Source organism: Cellulosimicrobium sp. BMG9.23, from assembly GCF_059159985.1.
In genome coordinates this window covers 289,167-305,739 of the sequence record NZ_JBZGBZ010000005.1, presented here as the reverse complement: position 1 = coordinate 305,739, position 16,573 = coordinate 289,167, and the positions used below count along the sequence as shown (strand labels likewise).

Annotated in this window: 15 protein-coding genes; 7 read left to right on the top strand and 8 right to left on the bottom strand. The window is 74.2% G+C overall.

All coding sequences use genetic code 11. The features are described 5' to 3' along the window. Window positions 1-9 precede the first annotated feature (9 nt). On the bottom strand, window positions 10-4,197 hold the full coding sequence (locus tag AC4H2G_RS10170) for a nitrate reductase subunit alpha (protein WP_494365633.1): 4,188 nt from the start codon (window positions 4,195-4,197) through the stop codon (window positions 10-12). A gap of 115 nt (window positions 4,198-4,312) precedes the next feature. Then, on the bottom strand, window positions 4,313-5,425 hold the full coding sequence (locus AC4H2G_RS10165) for a 3-keto-disaccharide hydrolase (protein ID WP_494365632.1): 1,113 nt from the start codon (window positions 5,423-5,425) through the stop codon (window positions 4,313-4,315). A 161-nt stretch (window positions 5,426-5,586) separates the two neighbouring features. Between AC4H2G_RS10165 and AC4H2G_RS10160 the strand changes: the two genes are divergently transcribed. Then, window positions 5,587-6,102: a MogA/MoaB family molybdenum cofactor biosynthesis protein gene (locus tag AC4H2G_RS10160; RefSeq protein WP_494365631.1), complete on the top strand. Its 516-nt coding sequence runs from the start codon at window positions 5,587-5,589 to the stop codon at window positions 6,100-6,102. A 124-nt stretch (window positions 6,103-6,226) separates the two neighbouring features. On the opposite strand, the gene AC4H2G_RS10155 is transcribed toward AC4H2G_RS10160, so the two are convergent. The 3 genes from AC4H2G_RS10155 to moaC are packed head-to-tail and all read right to left on the bottom strand — an operon-like array spanning window position 6,227 to window position 8,054. After that, window positions 6,227-6,463 carry a MoaD/ThiS family protein gene (locus tag AC4H2G_RS10155; protein ID WP_494365630.1) on the bottom strand — a complete coding sequence of 79 codons (237 nt, stop codon included), beginning with the start codon at window positions 6,461-6,463 and terminating at the stop codon, window positions 6,227-6,229. 2 nt (window positions 6,464-6,465) lie between these two features. Then, window positions 6,466-7,587, bottom strand: a complete 1,122-nt coding sequence (locus AC4H2G_RS10150) for a DUF6457 domain-containing protein (RefSeq protein WP_494365629.1) — start codon at window positions 7,585-7,587, stop codon at window positions 6,466-6,468. Then, window positions 7,584-8,054, bottom strand: coding sequence for a cyclic pyranopterin monophosphate synthase MoaC (moaC, locus tag AC4H2G_RS10145; protein WP_494365628.1), 471 nt, complete (start codon window positions 8,052-8,054; stop codon window positions 7,584-7,586). The genes AC4H2G_RS10150 and moaC overlap by 4 nt, the downstream gene beginning before the upstream one ends. Window positions 8,055-8,164: 110 nt before the next feature. Here moaC and AC4H2G_RS10140 point away from each other — a divergent pair, with 110 nt between their 5' ends. Continuing rightward, entirely contained in the window at window positions 8,165-8,836 is a 672-nt protein-coding gene (locus AC4H2G_RS10140) for an AIM24 family protein (protein WP_435737312.1), read from the top strand. Between the two features lie 28 nt (window positions 8,837-8,864). Here the strand turns inward: AC4H2G_RS10140 and AC4H2G_RS10135 are convergent, their stop codons facing one another. Next, window positions 8,865-10,247 (bottom strand): molybdopterin molybdotransferase MoeA, encoded by a 1,383-nt coding sequence (locus tag AC4H2G_RS10135; protein WP_494365627.1) that lies wholly within the window; start codon window positions 10,245-10,247, stop codon window positions 8,865-8,867. 105 nt (window positions 10,248-10,352) lie between these two features. On the opposite strand from AC4H2G_RS10135, the gene AC4H2G_RS10130 reads away from it, so the two are divergent. From AC4H2G_RS10130 to AC4H2G_RS10120, 3 genes are all read left to right on the top strand, one after another. Continuing rightward, window positions 10,353-11,102, top strand: a complete 750-nt coding sequence (locus tag AC4H2G_RS10130) for a PAS domain-containing protein (RefSeq protein ID WP_494365626.1) — start codon at window positions 10,353-10,355, stop codon at window positions 11,100-11,102. A 13-nt stretch (window positions 11,103-11,115) separates the two neighbouring features. Then, entirely contained in the window at window positions 11,116-11,979 is an 864-nt protein-coding gene (locus tag AC4H2G_RS10125; protein WP_494365625.1) for an SDR family oxidoreductase, read from the top strand. Between the two features lie 270 nt (window positions 11,980-12,249). Continuing rightward, complete coding sequence (locus AC4H2G_RS10120; protein WP_494365624.1) at window positions 12,250-13,059, top strand: GAF and ANTAR domain-containing protein; 810 nt, start codon at window positions 12,250-12,252, stop codon at window positions 13,057-13,059. Here AC4H2G_RS10120 and AC4H2G_RS10115 read toward each other — a convergent pair. Continuing rightward, window positions 13,048-13,794 carry a PAS and ANTAR domain-containing protein gene (locus AC4H2G_RS10115; protein WP_494365623.1) on the bottom strand — a complete coding sequence of 249 codons (747 nt, stop codon included), beginning with the start codon at window positions 13,792-13,794 and terminating at the stop codon, window positions 13,048-13,050. The two genes, AC4H2G_RS10120 and AC4H2G_RS10115, sit on opposite strands and share 12 nt — an antisense overlap. 147 nt (window positions 13,795-13,941) lie before the next feature. Here AC4H2G_RS10115 and AC4H2G_RS10110 point away from each other — a divergent pair, with 147 nt between their 5' ends. Then, window positions 13,942-14,439, top strand: coding sequence for a DUF6328 family protein (locus AC4H2G_RS10110; RefSeq protein ID WP_494365622.1), 498 nt, complete (start codon window positions 13,942-13,944; stop codon window positions 14,437-14,439). A gap of 22 nt (window positions 14,440-14,461) precedes the next feature. Here the strand turns inward: AC4H2G_RS10110 and AC4H2G_RS10105 are convergent, their stop codons facing one another. Then, window positions 14,462-15,727: an MFS transporter gene (locus AC4H2G_RS10105; protein ID WP_494365621.1), complete on the bottom strand. Its 1,266-nt coding sequence runs from the start codon at window positions 15,725-15,727 to the stop codon at window positions 14,462-14,464. 109 nt (window positions 15,728-15,836) lie between these two features. On the opposite strand from AC4H2G_RS10105, the gene AC4H2G_RS10100 reads away from it, so the two are divergent. Continuing rightward, on the top strand, window positions 15,837-16,541 hold the full coding sequence (locus tag AC4H2G_RS10100; protein WP_494365620.1) for a DUF1361 domain-containing protein: 705 nt from the start codon (window positions 15,837-15,839) through the stop codon (window positions 16,539-16,541). The last annotated feature ends 32 nt before the right edge of the window (window positions 16,542-16,573 follow it).

Sequence of the window (16,573 nt, the reverse complement as noted above, 5' to 3'; positions counted from 1 at the left end):
CCCGTCCCGTCACGAGTACCGCACCTCCTGCGACCGACGCCGGATGACGGTCATCTCGTCCCGCTGGTTGCCCGTCGGCCCGAGGTAGTTGAACGCGTACGACAGCTGCGCGTACCCGCCCGCGAGGTGCGTCGGCTTGAGGAGGATGCGCGTCAGCGAGTTGTGGATCCCGCCGCGCAGACCCGACGTCTCGGCGAGCGGCACGTCGATCGTCCGGTCGGTCGCGTGGTGCATGTAGACCGTGCCCTCCGGCATGCGGTGGCTCACGACCGCGCGCGCCACGACGACGCCGTTGCGGTTGTACGCCTCGATCCACTCGTTGTCCGCGACGCCGATCTTCGCCGCGTCGGCGGGACTCATCCACACGTTCGGCCCGCCGCGCGAGAGCGACAGCATGAAGAGGTTGTCCTGGTACTCGGAGTGGATCGACCACTTGTTGTGCGGCGTGAGGTACCGCACCGCGACCTCCGCGTGCCCGTCCGAGCCCGGGTAGCCCGACGGCGACGTGTCGCCCACCACGGGCGAGTCGCCGAACAGCCGGTGCATGTCGAGCGGCGGCCTGAAGACCGGCAGGTGCTCGCCCAGCTCGATCATCCAGTCGTGGTCGAGGTAGAAGTGCTGCCGCCCGGTGAGCGTGTGCCACGGCTTGAGCCGCTCCACGTTGACCACGAACGCCGAGTACCGGCGCCCGCCGTGCTCCGAGCCGGACCACTCGGGAGACGTGACGACCGGCGTCGGGCGCGACTGCACGTCCGGGAACGTGATCCGCACGCCCTCCTCCTCGCGGGCCAGGTCCGCGAGCGGCGTCCCCGTGCGCTTCTCGAGGTTCTCGAACCCCTGCACCGCGAGGCGGCCGTTCGTCGTCCCGGACAGGGCGAGGATCATCTCGCACGCGTGCGTGTCCTTGTCGAGGCGCGGACGCCCAGCGGCCGGCCCCTCCTGGACGACGCCGTTGCGCCGGCCCAGGTTCCGGACCTCCTCGTCCGGCATGAACGCGACGCCCTTCGTCGCCATCCCGGCGGTGTCGGTGAGCGGCCCGAGCGCCGCCATGCGTGCCGCGAACGCGGGGTAGTCGCGCTCCACGACGACGAGCTTCGGCATGGTCCGGCCCGGGACCAGCTCGCGCTCGGTCATCGGCCGCCCGGAGTCGGTGAGCGCGCCGTGCGGCACCGCCATCTCGTCCGGGGTGTCGTGCTGCAGCGGCACGGCGACGAGGTCCTCGCGCACCCCGAGGTGCGTCACGGACATCTCCGAGACCTTCGCCGCGATCGTGTGGAACGTCGCGAAGTCCGTGCGCGTCTGCCACGGCGGGTCGACCGCCGGGTTGAACGAGTGCACGAACGGGTGCATGTCCGTCGACGACAGGTCGTGCTTCTCGTACCAGGTCGCGGCGGGGAGCACGACGTCGCTGAAGAGGGTCGTCGACGTCATGCGGAAGTCCATCGTCACGAGCAGGTCGAGCTTTCCGCGGGGCGCCTCGTCGCGCCACGTCATGGTCTGCGGACGCCGGTCCGGCCCGGACTCCGCCGCGTTCACCGCTGCGTCCGTCCCCAGCAGGTGCTTGAGGAAGTACTCGTTGCCCTTGCCCGACGACCCGAGGATGTTCGCCCGCCACACCGTCACGACGCGCGGGAAGTTCTGCGGTGCGTCCGGGTCCTCGCACGCGAACCGCAGGTTTCCGGCCCTGAGCTCGTCCACGACGTGCTGGGCTGGCTCCTTGCCCGCCGCGCGCGCCTCGTCGACCAGGTCGAGCGGGTTGCGGTCGAACGTCGGGTAGCTCGGCATCCACCCTCGCTGCGCCGACTCCACGAGCGTGTCCGCCGTCGTGCGCCCCGCGAACTGGCCCTGCGCGAGCGGCGACGCCAGCGCGTCCGCCGGCAGCCCGTCGTACCTCCACTGGTCCGTCGCGAGGTACCAGAACGCCGTCCCGATCATCTGCCGCGGCGGGCGCACCCAGTCCAGCCCGCCCGCGTACTGCGCCCAGCCCGTGACCGGACGGCACTTCTCCTGCCCCACGTAGTGCGCCCAGCCGCCGCCGTTCACGCCCTGGCACCCCGTGAGCGTCGTCAGCGCCAGCATCGCGCGGTAGATCGTGTCGGAGTGGAACCAGTGGTTGGTCCCGGCGCCCATGATGATCATCGAGCGCCCGCCCGAGTCCAGCGCGTTCTGCGCGAACTCCCGGCCGATGCGCTCCGCGGCCGGCGCGGGCACGCCCGTGAACTGCTCCTGCCACGCCGGGGTGCCCGGCGTCGACGGGTCGTCGTAGCCCTTCGGCCACTCGCCCGGGAGGCCGAGCTCCGGCCGGTCGACGCCGTACTGCGCGAGCATGAGGTCGAGGACCGTGGTCACCACGTGGTCCCCGACGCGCCGCACCGGCACGCCGCGCACGACGACGCCGGAGCCGCCCGTGTGGGCGGACGCGTCGTCGCCCGGCGTCGGGTCGAGGTCGAAGCGCGGGAGCGCGACCTGGACGGTCTCGTAGGTCGTGGTCGCGCTCGTGGCGGGGTCGGGCCCGGCGGGGACGGGGGCGGCGTCGGGTTCGGCGGGGACGGTGGCGGCGTCGGGGCTCGGGCTACCATCCGGAGCCCTCGTTCCTCGGGCTCCTCCCGCCAGGCCCACCACGCCCTTCGCCTCCGACGCCGCCCCCGGCCCCGCCTCCGCTGCCGTCTCGCCGCGGGCGGTGGTCGGGGCCGTCGTGCCCGACGGCGCGGGCGCGGCTCCCGCGACCGGGTCGCCTTCGTGCGGTGCCGAGGTAGAGCCCTGGTCCGGCGAGGTAGAACCGTGGTCGGTCGAGTCGCGGGTCGGGGCGGCGCCCGGGGCGCCGAAGAAGGCGCCGTGCGGGTCGGCGACGGAGAGGAGGGGGTCGATGTCGCCCAGGTCGAGGTTCCAGCGGCCCGCGTCGGCGTCGCCGTAGCGGTGGCCGAGGGAGCCGTTCGGGATCCGGGGGGTGCCGTCGGCGTCGAGGACGACCGTCTTGAACGCCGCGTTCGCGGGCGCGGAGCCGTCGGCCGCGGGCGTCGCCGCGGCGGCGGCGAGCATGCTGTCGGGCAGGTCCGCCGCCGTGAGGAACTTGGCAGGGACGTAGGTGCCGTCGTCGCGCTGCTCGAGGCGCACCAGGTGTGGGAGGTCCGTGAAGCGGGCGCCGTACTGCGCGAACTGGGGCGTGCGGCGTCGGGCGTAGTGCTCGGTGAGGATCACGTGGCCCATGGCCTGGGCGAGCGCGCCGTCCGTGCCCGGTTGCGGCGCGAGCCACTCGTCGGCGAACTTCGTGTTGTCCGCGTAGTCCGGCGAGACGACGACCACCTTCTGGCCGCGGTAGCGCGCCTCGGCCATGAAGTGGGCGTCCGGGGTGCGGGTCACCGGGACGTTCGAGCCCCACATGATGCAGTAGGTCGAGTTCCACCAGTCGGCAGACTCGGGGACGTCGGTCTGGTCGCCGAACACCTGGGGCGAGGCCACGGGGAGGTCGGCGTACCAGTCGTAGAACGAGAGCATCGTGCCGCCGAGCATCTGCACGAACCGCGCGCCGACGCCGTGCGACACCATCGACATCGCGGGGATCGGGGAGAACCCGGCGACGCGGTCGGGGCCCCACCGTTTGATCGTGTGGACGTGCGCCGCGGCGACGATCTCCGCCGCCTCGTCCCACGTCGCGCGCACGAGCCCGCCCTTGCCGCGCGCCGACTTGTAGGCGCGCGACGCGTCCGGGTCGGACATGAGGAACTGCCACGCGAGCACCGGGTCACCGCCGACCGTCGCCTTCGCGCGGCGGTACAGGTCGAGCAGGACGCCGCGCACGTAGGGGTAGCGGACGCGCGTCGGCGAGTAGGTGTACCAGGAGAACGCGGCCCCGCGCGGGCACCCCCGCGGCTCGTACTCCGGCGAGTCGGGGCCCACCGACGGGTAGTCCGTCTGCTGCGTCTCCCACGTGATGATGCCGTCCTTGACGTACACCTTCCACGAGCACGAGCCCGTGCAGTTCACGCCGTGCGTCGAGCGCACCACCTTGTCGTGCGACCACCGGTCTCGGTAGAAGACGTCGCCCTCGCGGCCGCCGCGCAGGAACACCTGGCGCAGGTCCTCGGACACCTCGCCGCGGCGCAGGTGCTTGCCGAGCCGGAGCAGGGCGTCCTCGACCGGACCTGCGGGGACGGGCCCGGCCGGTGCCCCCGGGGACGGCACGGTGGACTGCGACATGCGGCCTCCTGGGTGAGCAGGGCGGGCTGGTGCGATCCCTGCCCACTATGCCCAGGAAGGTGGGGGAGCGCGCGGTGAGCGAGGGATCGGACGCGCCGCCCGGCGGCGGGGTGGGTCAGCCGCAGTCCGTCGCCGGGTACGGCGTCTCGACGACGACCGGCTCGCCGTCGTCCCCGGTGACCGTGAGGGACACGACCCCCGCCGCGACCGAGGTCGAACGGGCGTTGAACGCCTGGTAGGCGCTGCGCTCCGGCTGGACGTCGGTGAACTCCCGCTGCCCGGCGGGGGTCGCGAGCGTCACGTCGACGGCGGCGTCTCCGACGTTCTGCGCGCGCACCGCGACGTACGCCGTCCCGGCGAGGCAGCGGACGCTCGCCTCGGTCGTCACGGGCGGCAGCTCACGGACCGCGATGTCGCGGTACGACACGACGTCCGGCGCGGAGCCGTGCGCCTGCACCCCGACGTACCCGACGAGGCCGCGGCTGCTCGAGTCCGGGTCGTTCGGGCGACCCGGGAACGGCACGCCGGGCAGGTTCTCGTACTCGTTGATCACGACGCCGTTGCGGATCACCGTGTAGTGCTGCCCGACGACGCGCACCTCCAGCTCGTTCCACGTCCCCTTGGGCGTCGGCATGGCCTGGTCGAGCCCGATGTCGGCGAAGCCGTAGATCGAGCCGGTCTTGCGCGGGTCGTTCGAGCCACCCTCCGGCGAGTCGTTCACCTGGATCTCGTGGCCGCAGTTCACCGCGATCCACGACAGGTTGCCCGTCTCGTTGCCGTTGAAGGTCGTCGGGCACCCCTCGACCGGACCAGTCAACGCGGGGAAGCGGACCTGCACGCCGCTGTTCCCGCGCAGGTCGCCGGGGGCGTCGTCGCGGAACTCGAGCGTCAGGGAGAAGTCGCCGTACTGCCGGACGGGGTACCACAGCGTGCCGAACCCGCCGTCCTCGCCGACGCGGCTGCGGATCGTGCCGTCGTCGACCAGGTCGAACCCGCCGTCCCCCGCGTACTCCCACGCGTCGAACGACTCCTGCGTGCCGTCGAAGATCACCTCGTAGCCGTCGTCGGGGGCCTGATCGACGTCAGGGGCGGCGGCGAGCGGGGCGGCGGACGCGGGCGTCGCGAGGGCGAGCGCCACGACGACCGCGGTGCCGCCCGCGAGCCGGGCAGCGTGCCGGGCTCCTCGCAGGGAGGCACGGCGGGGGGTGGCGGACCGGGCGGTGCTCATCGGAACTCCTTCGTTCGACGGGGGCTCGGGGGATCGGGGGGGCGCGGCTCCGACGCCGTCGCTCCTCCTCCCCACCCTAGGCACGTGCCCCGCGGTCACGCGCGACGGCTTCGGAGGCAGCCGACCACTCGGGCGTCGGTACGGTGCCCTAACGTGCCCCCATGAGCGAGCACCCGCGACAGCCCCCTGCCGACGTCCGCGTCGCCGTCGTCACCGTGTCCGACCGCTGCTCGCGCGGCGAGGCCGAGGACCGTTCCGGCCCGCTCCTCGTCGGGCTCCTCGCGGACGTCGGGTATCGCCAGGTGAGCACCGATCTCGTGCCCGACGGCGCCGCGTCCGTCCGCGACGCCGTCGCCCGGGCCGTGGCCTCCGGGGCGCGCGTCGTGCTCACGACGGGTGGGACCGGCGTCGGGCCGCGCGACCTGACGCCCGAGGGCACGCGGCTCGTCGTCGACCAGGAGGTGCCCGGCATCGCCGAGGAGCTGAGGCGGCGCGGTGCCGCGCACGTGCCCGTGGCGGTGCTGTCGCGCGGGGTCGCGGGGACCGCACCCGGCCCGGACGGCCGCGTGCTCGTCGTCAACCTGCCCGGGTCGACCGGCGGGGTGCGCGACGGCTGGGCCGTGCTCGAACCGCTCGTGCCGCACGTGCTGTCCCAGCTCGGCGGCGGCGACCACTGACCTGTCAGCACCGAGCGGGTCTGCGTGCCGGTCGCGCGCTGACACGTTCTGCGGGTTGCTCGCTGTCAGCACCGGGCCGGTCCAGGTACCGGTGTGATGCTGACAGCTCGCGGCTCGGGGCGGGTCAGCCCCCGGCGAAGGGCGGCAGGACGTCGACGGTCTCGTCGGCGCCCACGGGGGCCGCGTCGTCGGACGCGCGGACGCCGCCGACGAGCAGCGAGCAGCGCGGCAGGACGTCGGTCAGGGCGGGGTGCCTGGAGACGAGCGCCGCGTGCAGCGCACCGACGGTCGTCGCGGCGACGGTCTCCGACTCGACCCCCGCAGCCTCGCGAGCACCGGCGAAGTACCGGACGGTCGCCACGGTCAGGCCTCCGGCGACTCGGTCGCCGGCACGTCGGGGATCTCGGGCAGCTCGGGTGCAGCGGTCCAGGCGAGGGCGAGCTCGGTGGCGCGGGCCAGCACGTCCTCGATCGGGTGGTCGGCCCCCTCGCCAGCCGCCATCCCGGCGACGTACCCCGCGATGAACGTCGTGAGCGGGGCCGCGGGGCGCTCGACGCCGTGCGCGGCGTCGCGCGCGAGGTCGAGGACGGCACCGATGTCGACGACGTCGGGGTCGAGGTCGTACTCGTCGACGAGGGCGTCCACCCAGCGCTCGAGGTTGGTCATCGCGGCCTCCTGTCTGTGGTGGTGCCGTGCGGCGGGCGGGCGGGCGTCCGTCGCGGGGCCGGTCCCGGCGCGACGGTCGTGCTCGTGGGCATCCTGCCACGTGTCCACGTCGTCCGTGAGGCCCGCGGCGTCCTCGACGGTCCGCGCGGCGAGGCCGCCGAGCAGGCGGTGCACCGGCGCGCCGTCGACGCCGCCCGCCGCCCGCAGCCGGTCGACCGCGGCGTCGAGCGCGGAGCGGCGGTGGAGGCCGACGAGCCACTGGTCGCGTCCGTCCCGGGCGGCGCGCACCGAGTCGACCTGGACGCCGGTCGCGTCGGCGTCCGCGGCCGCCGCGAGCAGGAGCGGGACCGCGTCCACGGCGCGGGGGACGTCGCAGGCGAGGACGAGCACCCAGGGCGCGGGGTCGCCGTCGGGCAGGGCGGTGCCCGCAGGGGCCGCGGTCTCGGTCAGGGCGGTCTGTCGGTCGGCGGGCAGGGCTGCGAGGCCCGCGGCGATCCCGGCCACGGGCCCGCCGAACGGCGGGTCCTCACGTGTCAGCAGGTAGCGCCCCGGTCCGTCGGCGGTGTCGGCGAGCTCGTCCGGCCCGACGACGACCGTCGCCCGCGCGCCCGACGTCGCCGCGAGCGCGTGCTCGAGCAGGGGCCGGCCGGCGACGACGAGGCCCGGCTTCGGCGTCCCGAGCCGCTCCGCACGCCCGCCGGCGAGGACGACGGCGTCGTACGACAGGCCACCGGACAGTTCGGCGCCCGCTGCGGGAATCGGCGGTTGCGGCTGCCGAACCCGAGCACCGGCTGCCGAACCGTCGTCGCGCCGGGTCACGGCTCGCGGTGCCAGTCGCCGGACTTCCCGCCGGTCTTCGCGACGAGGCGGACGTCGGTGAGCTCGACCGACTTGTCGAGGCCCTTGACCATGTCCACGACGGCGAGGCCGGCGACGGCGACCGCGGTGAGCGCCTCCATTTCGACGCCCGTCCGGTCGGCGGTGCGGACGGTCGCCGTGACGTCGACCCCGTGGTCGCCGACGGTCAGGTCCACCACCGCGCCGTGGACGCCGATGACGTGCGCGAGCGGCAGGAGCTCGGCCGTGCGCTTGGCGCCCGCGATCCCGGCGACGCGCGCGACGGCGAGCACGTCGCCCTTCGGGACGGCGCCGTCGCGCAGCGCCGCCACGACGTGCGGCGAGCACCGCACGACGCCGGTAGCCGTCGCGGACCGGACCGTCGGCTGCTTCTCGGTGACGTCCACCATGCGCGCGTGGCCGCGCTCGTCGAGGTGCGTGAAGCTCATGCGCCCACTCTTCCACGGTCGTCCCGTGGTTCCACGTCGCCCACGGTCTCGGCCGCGTCCCCGGCGCGTGACCGTTGCCACCGGCGCCGGAGTGCCGCAGGATCGAGGCCATGCGCAGCTCACTCCTCGACCACGCCGAGCGCTCCGTCGAGCCCGGCAGCTTCCAGCTCCAGAACGACCGCATGCTCAAGGTGGACCTGTCCGGCACGGGCGGGTTCTTCTTCGCCAAGCAGGGCTCGATGGTCGCCTACCAGGGCGACGTCGACTTCGCGTACGAGGGCTCGGGCGGCCTCGGCAAGATGTTCAAGAAGGCGTTCACCGGTGAGGGCATGTCCCTCATGAAGGTCTCCGGGAGCGGCGACGTGTTCCTCGCCCAGGACGCGGACCAGGTCTTCGTGCTCCACCTCGAGGACGAGGGCGTCACGGTCAACGGCGCGAACGTGCTCGCGTTCGAGAGCTCGCTGACGTGGGACATCAACCGCGTCGAGGGCGCCTCCATGATGAGCGGCGGCCTGTTCAACACGACCTTCCGCGGCACGGGCTCGATCGCGGTCACGGCGTACGGCACGCCGGTCGTGCTCAGCGTCGACGTGCCGACGTTCGTCGACATGCAGGCCGCCGTCCTGTGGTCGACCTCGCTGCAGTCCTCGGTCCGCAAGACGGCGAAGCTCGGCGCCGCTATCGGGCGCGGGTCGGGCGAGGCGTACCAGCTCGCGCTGTCCGGGCAGGGGATCGTCGTCGTGCAGGCCTCGGAGGGCCACCCGATCCCGACCGCGAAGTAGTACCCGGGTCGCCCCGGCCCGTCGCGCGCTAGGTGTCCAGGAGGAGCACGCGGACCGCGTCGCCCTCCGTCACGATCGTCACGTCCGCCGGCACGACGGCCACCGCGTCGGCGGACGCCAGCGCGGAGAGCCGGTGCGAACCCGAGCCCTGTGCCCCGGAAGTCGCAGCGCCGCGCGCGAGGACGACCCGCGCGTCGTCGGGCCCCGCGTGCCGCACGAGGACGAGCTGTTCCCGTCCGGGGGGCGACGCCCACCCCTCGCCCGCCATCCGGGTGACCAGGGTGCGCCGGGGCTCCGGGCAGCCGCGCAGCCGGTCGACTACCGGGCGGACGAACAGCTCGAACGACACGAACGCGCTCACCGGGTTCCCGGGCAGCGCAAGCCACGGGACGCCCCGCCAGCGCGCGAGGCCCTGAGGCTTGCCGGGCTGCATGCCGACGGCGACGAGCTGCGCGTCGGTGACCGCGTCCTCCCAGGGCGTGCCCGCCCGGGTGGCGGGGTCGAGCAGCCCACGGACGACGTCGAACGCCCCGGCGCTCACACCGCCCGTGGTGACGACGAGGTCCGGGGGTGCGACGGCGCCGTCGGGCCACGCGCTGGAGAGCAGCCCGTCGAGCGCGGCGCCGAGGTCCTGGACCGTGTCGCCCACCGCGCCGCGCCGCACGACGTGCGCCCCCAGCGACCGGGCCGCGGCGGCGACGAGCACGGAGTTCGAGTCGGGGAGCATGCCGGGCTCGGGAACCGTCCCGGCGGGCACGAGCTCGCTGCCCGTCGAGACGACGGCGACGCGCGGCTCGCGGTGGACGGGCAGCGTCGCGTACCCCGCGGACGCGGCCACGGAGACGTGGCGCGCGCCCAGCCGCGTGCCCGACCGCAGCACGACGTCGCCGCGCCGCACGTCCTCGCCCCGCCGCCGGACGTGCGTGCGTCGCGCACCGCCCCGGACCGCGACGGGAAGCGTCACCGTGCCGGTCCAGGCGCCCGGGGACGCGCCCGAGCCCGCGACGAACCGGCCCGTCGACGTCTCCTCGACGGGCACGACGGCGTCCGCGCCGGCCGGGACGACGGCGCCCGTCATGATGCGCGCCGCCTCCCCGGGGCCGACGCGCGGCCCGGCGGCGCCCGGTCCGCCGTCCGAGCCGTCCGTCGCGCCCGCCGGGACGTCCGCGACGACGCGCAGCGTCACGGGGTTCGCCGGCGTGGCGCCCTTCACGTCGGCGGTCCGGACCGCGTACCCGTCCATCGCCGAGGAGTTGGACGCGGGGGAGTCGAGGAGCGAGACGACGTCGGCGGCGAGCACGCGACCGAGCGCGTCGTCGAGGTCGCGTTCCACGACCGGCAGGGGGTCGACGAGCGCGAGCGCGGCGTCGACGTGCTGCGCGACGGTCCGCCGGTCCTCGGGAGGGGTCATGGGCGCACGCTACCGAAGTGCGGGTGCCGTCCGTCGGCCTCTGAGCTAGGTTGGAGCCGGAGTCAAGAAGCGGCCCGAAACACCCCCTGGATCCAGGAGGACCACATGGCCCCGAGCTCCGTGACCACCGACAGCCCCGCGCAGACCGCCCCCGTGCGCCCGGCGTCCCTCGCCGAGGTTCTGGCCCTCGGCACGCACCTCCTCGTCGGGCAGTACCGGGTCGAGATCGGCACCGGCACGTGGTGGTGGTCGGACGAGGTGTACACGATGCACGGCTGGGAGCCCGGCGACGTCGAGCCGGGGCTGGACGTGCTGCGCTCGCGCAAGCACCCGGACGACCGCGCCCGCGTCGTGCGCGCCGGGACCGAGGCGCTGCGCACGGGGCGTCCCTTCTCGTGCGCCCACCGGATCGTCGACGGCCACGGCCGCGCGCGGACGGTCGTCATCACCGGGCAGGGGCGACGCGACGCCAGGGGGCGCGTCGTCGAGATCGCCGGATACGTCGTCGACGTGACGCCGGTGCAGCGCGAGGTGCTCGACCGCGAGGCGAACCGCGCGGTGACCCGGGCGTTCGTCACCGCCGCGGCCGTCGAGCAGGCGAAGGGCGTCCTCATGGCCGTCCACGGCGTCGACGACCTGGAGGCCGCCCGGCTGCTCGCGGAGGCCGCGAGCGAGGCCGGGACCCCCGTGCACGACGCCGCGGCCCAGGTGATGGCCGCCCTCACGAAGGCGGGCGGCGTCGGCCCGACGGCCGAGGCCACCGTCGCCGGAGCGCTCGCCGCGGTCAAGCCGCCGGCCCGGCCGCGCGCCCACGACGCCCAGCTCGCCCGACGCCGCGAGCCCGCCCGCGGCTGAGAAGGAGAACGAGATGACGGACGACACGACCGCGTTCCCGGCCCAGCAGCAGGAGCCGCCCGGACTGACCGGACCGATGGACCCCACGCCGGACCACGGCGAACGCTCGTACCGTGGCAGCGGCCGGCTCGAGGGCCGGCGGGCGCTGATCACCGGAGGCGACTCCGGGATCGGCCGGGCCGTCGCGATCGCGTTCGCCCGCGAGGGCGCCGACGTCGCGATCTCGTACCTGGCCGAGGAGCAGGAGGACGCCGAGGAGACGGCACGGTGGGTCCGTGAGGCCGGCCGCACGATCGCTCTCCTCCCCGGCGACCTCACCGACGAGGCGACGGCGCGCGCCCTCCCGGGACGGGCCGTGGCGGAGCTCGGGGGCCTCGACGTGCTCGTCAACAACGCGGGCTTCCAGTACGCGCGGCGCGAGTCGTTCGCGGACGCGACGACGGACGAGTTCGACCGCGTGCTGAAGACGAACCTCTACGCGCTGCTGTGGGTGACGCAGTCGTCGCTCGAGCACCTGGGCGAGGGGGCGAGCGTCATCAACGTCTCGTCGATCCAGGCGTACCAGCCGTCGACGTCGCTGCTCGACTACGCGTCGACGAAGGCCGCGATCAACAACCTCACGGTCAACCTCGCGGCCGAGCTCGGCGCGCAGGGCATCCGGGTCAACGCAGTGGCTCCGGGGCCGATCTGGACGCCGCTCCAGCCGGCGACCCAACCACCCGAGAAGATCGAGAAGTTCGGCCAGGACACGCCGCTCGGTCGTGCGGGGCAGCCGGCGGAGGTCGCGCCCGCGTTCGTGTTCCTCGCGTCCGCGTCGGACGCGAGCTACGTGTCGGGGACGGTGCTCGGGGTCACGGGCGGCAAGCCCGTGTTCTGAGCCCTGAGACCTCCCCCGGGGCCGCGGCTGCTCGGCCGATCGCCGCAGCCCGTCGGGAGGACGGAGGACGAGCCCGCCGTGCTCGTCCGGGAGCGGGTCCTTCGCGAGAGCGACGGCGCCCGTGGTCGGGACCCAGCCGCCACGCCTTGTGCGGGCGAGACGGCCACCGCTCCCGCCTCGCCCGGGCCTCGTGCCCGGGCGGGGTTCCGGCGACGGCCGCCGGTCGAGTCCGACGTACGCTTGTACCGGACTGACCGAGAAGGAGCCCCCATGACGAGCATCGAGCAGAGGACGGCCGTGCCGGGCACGGCCGTCGAGAGTGCGCCCAGCACCGCCGACGTGGCGCCCGGCGCCGCGCTCGTCGTCGACGGGCTCACCGTGACGGGACGCGTCGCCGACGCGGCGCGCGCCCTCGCGGACGAGCCGACGCTCCAGCAGACGCTCGACCGGGTGGTCGAGCTCGCCGTGTCGATGGTCGACGGCTGCGAGTCCGCGGGCATCTCGCTCATCTCGCGGGGGCGCATCGACAGTCCCGCGGTGTCGGACCCGCTCGTCGCGCGCGGGGACGAGCTGCAGTACGAGCTCGGCGAGGGCCCGTGCCTCGACGCGATCCGTGAGGCACCCCTCGTGGAGTCCGGCGACATCGAGGCCGACGTGCGCTGGCCCCGGTGGTCCCCGCAGGTCGCGGACGAGCTGGGCGTTCGCTCGATGCTCTGCGTCCAGCTCTACACGTCGGAGAGCGCGCACGGCGCGCTCAACATGTACGCGACGACGACGCACGCGTTCGGACCCGAGGACCACCACCTCGCCTCGACGTTCGCCGCCGTCGCCGCCGCCGCGATCTCGGCAGCGCGGACCGAGGAGCAGCTCCAGTCGGCCGTCCAGACGCGCACCCTCATCGGCCAGGCGCAGGGCATCCTCATGGAGCGCTTCTCGTTGTCGTCGAGCCGAGCGTTCGCCGTGCTGAGCCGGGTCTCCCAGGACTCGAACGTCAAGCTGGTCGACGTCGCGCGGGAGATCGTCGAGACGCGTCGCGTCCCCGGGATCGACCGCCCCGACGCGGCGATGTCAGGATCCTGATCCCTCCAGGCACGTATCGCCGGCGGCTCCCGCGGCAGGAGCGCGCTCGGCGTCGGTGAGCAGCGCGTCGACGCGTTCCCGGGCCGCCTCGACGACGTCGCCCGACGTGCCCAGCCCGCCGACGAGCCGCCGCGCCAGCTCGCGCACCGCGACGTTGGCGTCGTTGGACCGCTTGCGCAGCAGCTCGAACGCCTCGTCGGCGTCGACCCCGAACGCGACCATGAGCACCCCCTTCGCCTGCTCGATCACCGATCGCGACGCGTCGGCGGCGCGGATCGAGGCCGTCGCCTCGCGCCGGGCGGCCTCACGGTGGTGCTCCGTGACGTCGACGAAGTAGCCCGAGAGCTCGACGACCTCCCCGGTCGTCCTGTTCCGCCGACCCTGCGCGACGACGGCGAGCGTGCGTGTCCGTCCGGTCGCGTCCACGATGCGGTGCATGGAACCGAACGGGTGGCCGTCGCGTGCGGAGAGGATCAGGGCGCGCACGCCGTGCTCGCGCTCGTCCGGGTGGGTGTGCGCGCGCAGGAGCGAGGTCGTCGGGACGACCTCGCCGGGCGCGAACCCGTGCATCGCGAACACCTCGTCCGACCACCACCACCGCTCGGTGGCGAGGTCGACGCGGAATCGACCGACAGGCTGAGGTTCTCCTGCGGCGAGCGCGGCGAGCACGGCGACGAGGCGGCTCGGGAGGGTGATCGCGGGTTCTGGGTCGGCGGAGGGCAGGACGGCGTCCATCGATGGGTGTCCCCGGGGGTCGAAGCAGGACGGAGCCGATTCCTGACCCCAGCAGTGGAAGATTAGCCCAGCGCGCGGCCGAAGGCGGTCTGCGGCGGACGAGACGGTCGAGCGGGTGGGACCCGCTCCGACGGACGGAGGGACGACATGGGTGTGGACGCCGACGAGGCACGGGCCGGAGCGGACGACCGGGGGCGGGACGAGACCCCCGACGAGCGGTCCGACCGCAACTGGGTGGAGCTGCTGCAGGAGCTGCGCGTCATGCAGACGGGCGTGCAGATCCTCACCGGGTTCCTGCTGACGCTGCCGTTCCAGGCGCGGTTCGCCGACCTCGACGCGTTCCAGGTGGGGGTCTACCTGACGCTCGTCGGGCTGTCCGTCCTGACGACGGGACTCTTCGTCACTCCGGTGAGCATCCACCGGGCGCTGTTCCGCAAGCACCGCAAGCCCGAGCTGGTGACGCTGAGCGACCGCGTCACCCGCGCCGGGATCGTCGTCCTCGCCCTGGTCTTCACCGGCACGGTCCTGCTCGTCGTGGACGTCGTCGTCGGACGCACGGCGGCGCTCTGGGCGAGCGGTGCGGTCCTGGTGCTGCTGGCGGCGCTGTGGCTCGTGCTGCCGAGGGTCGCGGTGCGCGCAGCCTGAGCGAGACCGGCGCGCGGGGCGGTCAGGCGGACGCCGCCGCTTCGCGCGCCCGCACGCCGCGGCGGACCGGGCCGAGCGTGAAGAGGAGCGTGACGAGCGCGGTGAGGGCGAGCAGCCCGAAGCCGAGCCCGTACGTGCCTTCGAGCTGGTAGACGGCGCCCATGAGCAGCGGCGGGATGAACCCGCCGAGGCCACCGGCGGCGCCGACGAGCCCGGTCACGGCGCCGACCTTGTCGGGCGGCGCGGCCTTCGCGACGAGCCCGAACGTCGCGCCGGACGACGCGCCGAGCGCAGCGGCCAGGCCGAGGAACGCGATCGTCCCCACGGGGACGAGCGACGGCTGGAACGCGACGACGGCGGCGAGCGCCGTCACGACGGCGAAGCACACGACCGACACCGGGACGCCCCCGAACCGGTCCGACAGCGTGCCGCCCACGGGGCGCATGACCACGGCCAGCACGACGAACCCCGCGGTGCGCGCCGCGGCGTCGGACACGGTGAGGTCGTAGGCGTTGACGAGGAAGGTCGGCAGGTACACGGAGAACGCGACGAAGCCGCCGAAGCCCACGGCGTAGAGCCACGAGAGCTGGAGCGTGACGGGCATCCGGAACGTCGACCACGTGCGGGCCCAGAAGCCGCCGCCGGTCCCTGCCGCCCGCCCGGGCGCGTCGCGCAGCAGCAGCCACGACACGACGGCGAACACGGCGAGCATCGCCGCGACGAGCAGGAACGGCGCGGCCTCGCCCCAGGCGTCGCGGATGCGCACCGTCGTGAACGCGGAGATCGCCGTGCCGCCCATGCCCATGCCGAAGATCCCGATCGCGGTGCCGCGCCGGGCGGGCGGGTACCACGCGTTGACGAAGGGCACGCCGACGGCGAACGCCGTGCCGCCGAGGCCGAGGAAGAAGCCACCCACGAGGAGCGCGACGAAGCTGTCCGCGACGAGCCCCACGAACAGCACGGGCACGATCGTGGCCGCGCTGACCAGCGGGAACATGACCCGGGCGCCGAACCGGTCCGTGAGGGCACCGACGGGGATGCGGCCGAGCGATCCCACGACGACCGGCACCGCGACGAGCACCGAGACCTGGACGTCGGTGAGGTCGTACAGCTGGCCGTACGCGGCGCCGAGCGGGCTGATGAGCGCCCAGGCCCAGAAGTTCACGGCGAACCCGACGGTCGCCAGGGCGAGCATGAGCGTGGGGGACGTGCTCGGTGCGGGTGGACCGGAAGGGGCCTCGGGCGCGAGGTGTCGGGGCGCCGCCGGGTTCTCGTCCTGCCGTGCCATGTCGCTCCTGGGGGGAGGTGCCCGTCGTCGGGCACGGGGAGGTTCGCCGCTCTCCACGCTATCGGCGGCGTCCCAGGCCCGCGCGGCGAGCCGCCCGTAGCGTAGGGGCGTGCTCACCTGGCTCTTCGGTGGCGTCGCGCTGCTCAACGTCTACGCGCTGGTGCTCATCGTGTTGCGCGCCGTCGTGTACCGCACGGCGGTGTACCGGCCGATGCTGCTCAACCTCGGGCTCTCGATCGTGCCGGTCTTCGTGCTCGGCGCGGTGGTCCTCGTCGACGCCGCGCTCCTCGCCGCCGGGGTGACGCCGTGGGTCGTCACGACGGTGGCCGTGCTGGGCGCGCTCGTGTGGCTCGTGCTCCTGCCGAACGCCGGCTACCTCGTCACCGAGCTGAACCTCAACCACCGCCAGGAGGGCGAGGGCGTCCCGCTCTGGTACGACATCGTCGCGGTGCTCACCCTCGCGCTCTCCGGGGTGCTCAACACGGTCGTCAACGTGCTGGTCGCCCAGATGCTCTACGCCGTCCTGCGCTACCCCGACGACGACGCGCCGTTCGCCCGGCCCGGATCCTGGCTCGCCGTGGCGGCCGTGCTCGTGCTCGTCACCGTGGGGATCTACCTCGGCCGCTACGTGCGCTTCAACAGCTGGGACCTGCTGCACCCGGCCCAGTTCGTGCGGAAGCTCGTGCGCCATCTGCGAGAGCCCGGGGCGCTCGGGCAGGCGGTGCTGTTCTGCGTGCTGCACTCGGTGCTGCTCGCCCTCGTCTACGTCGTCGTCGTGGGACCGATCACGACCGTGTTCGTCCGCGGCGCCTGACGGCACCGCCCGCGCCACCGTAGGATGCGCGG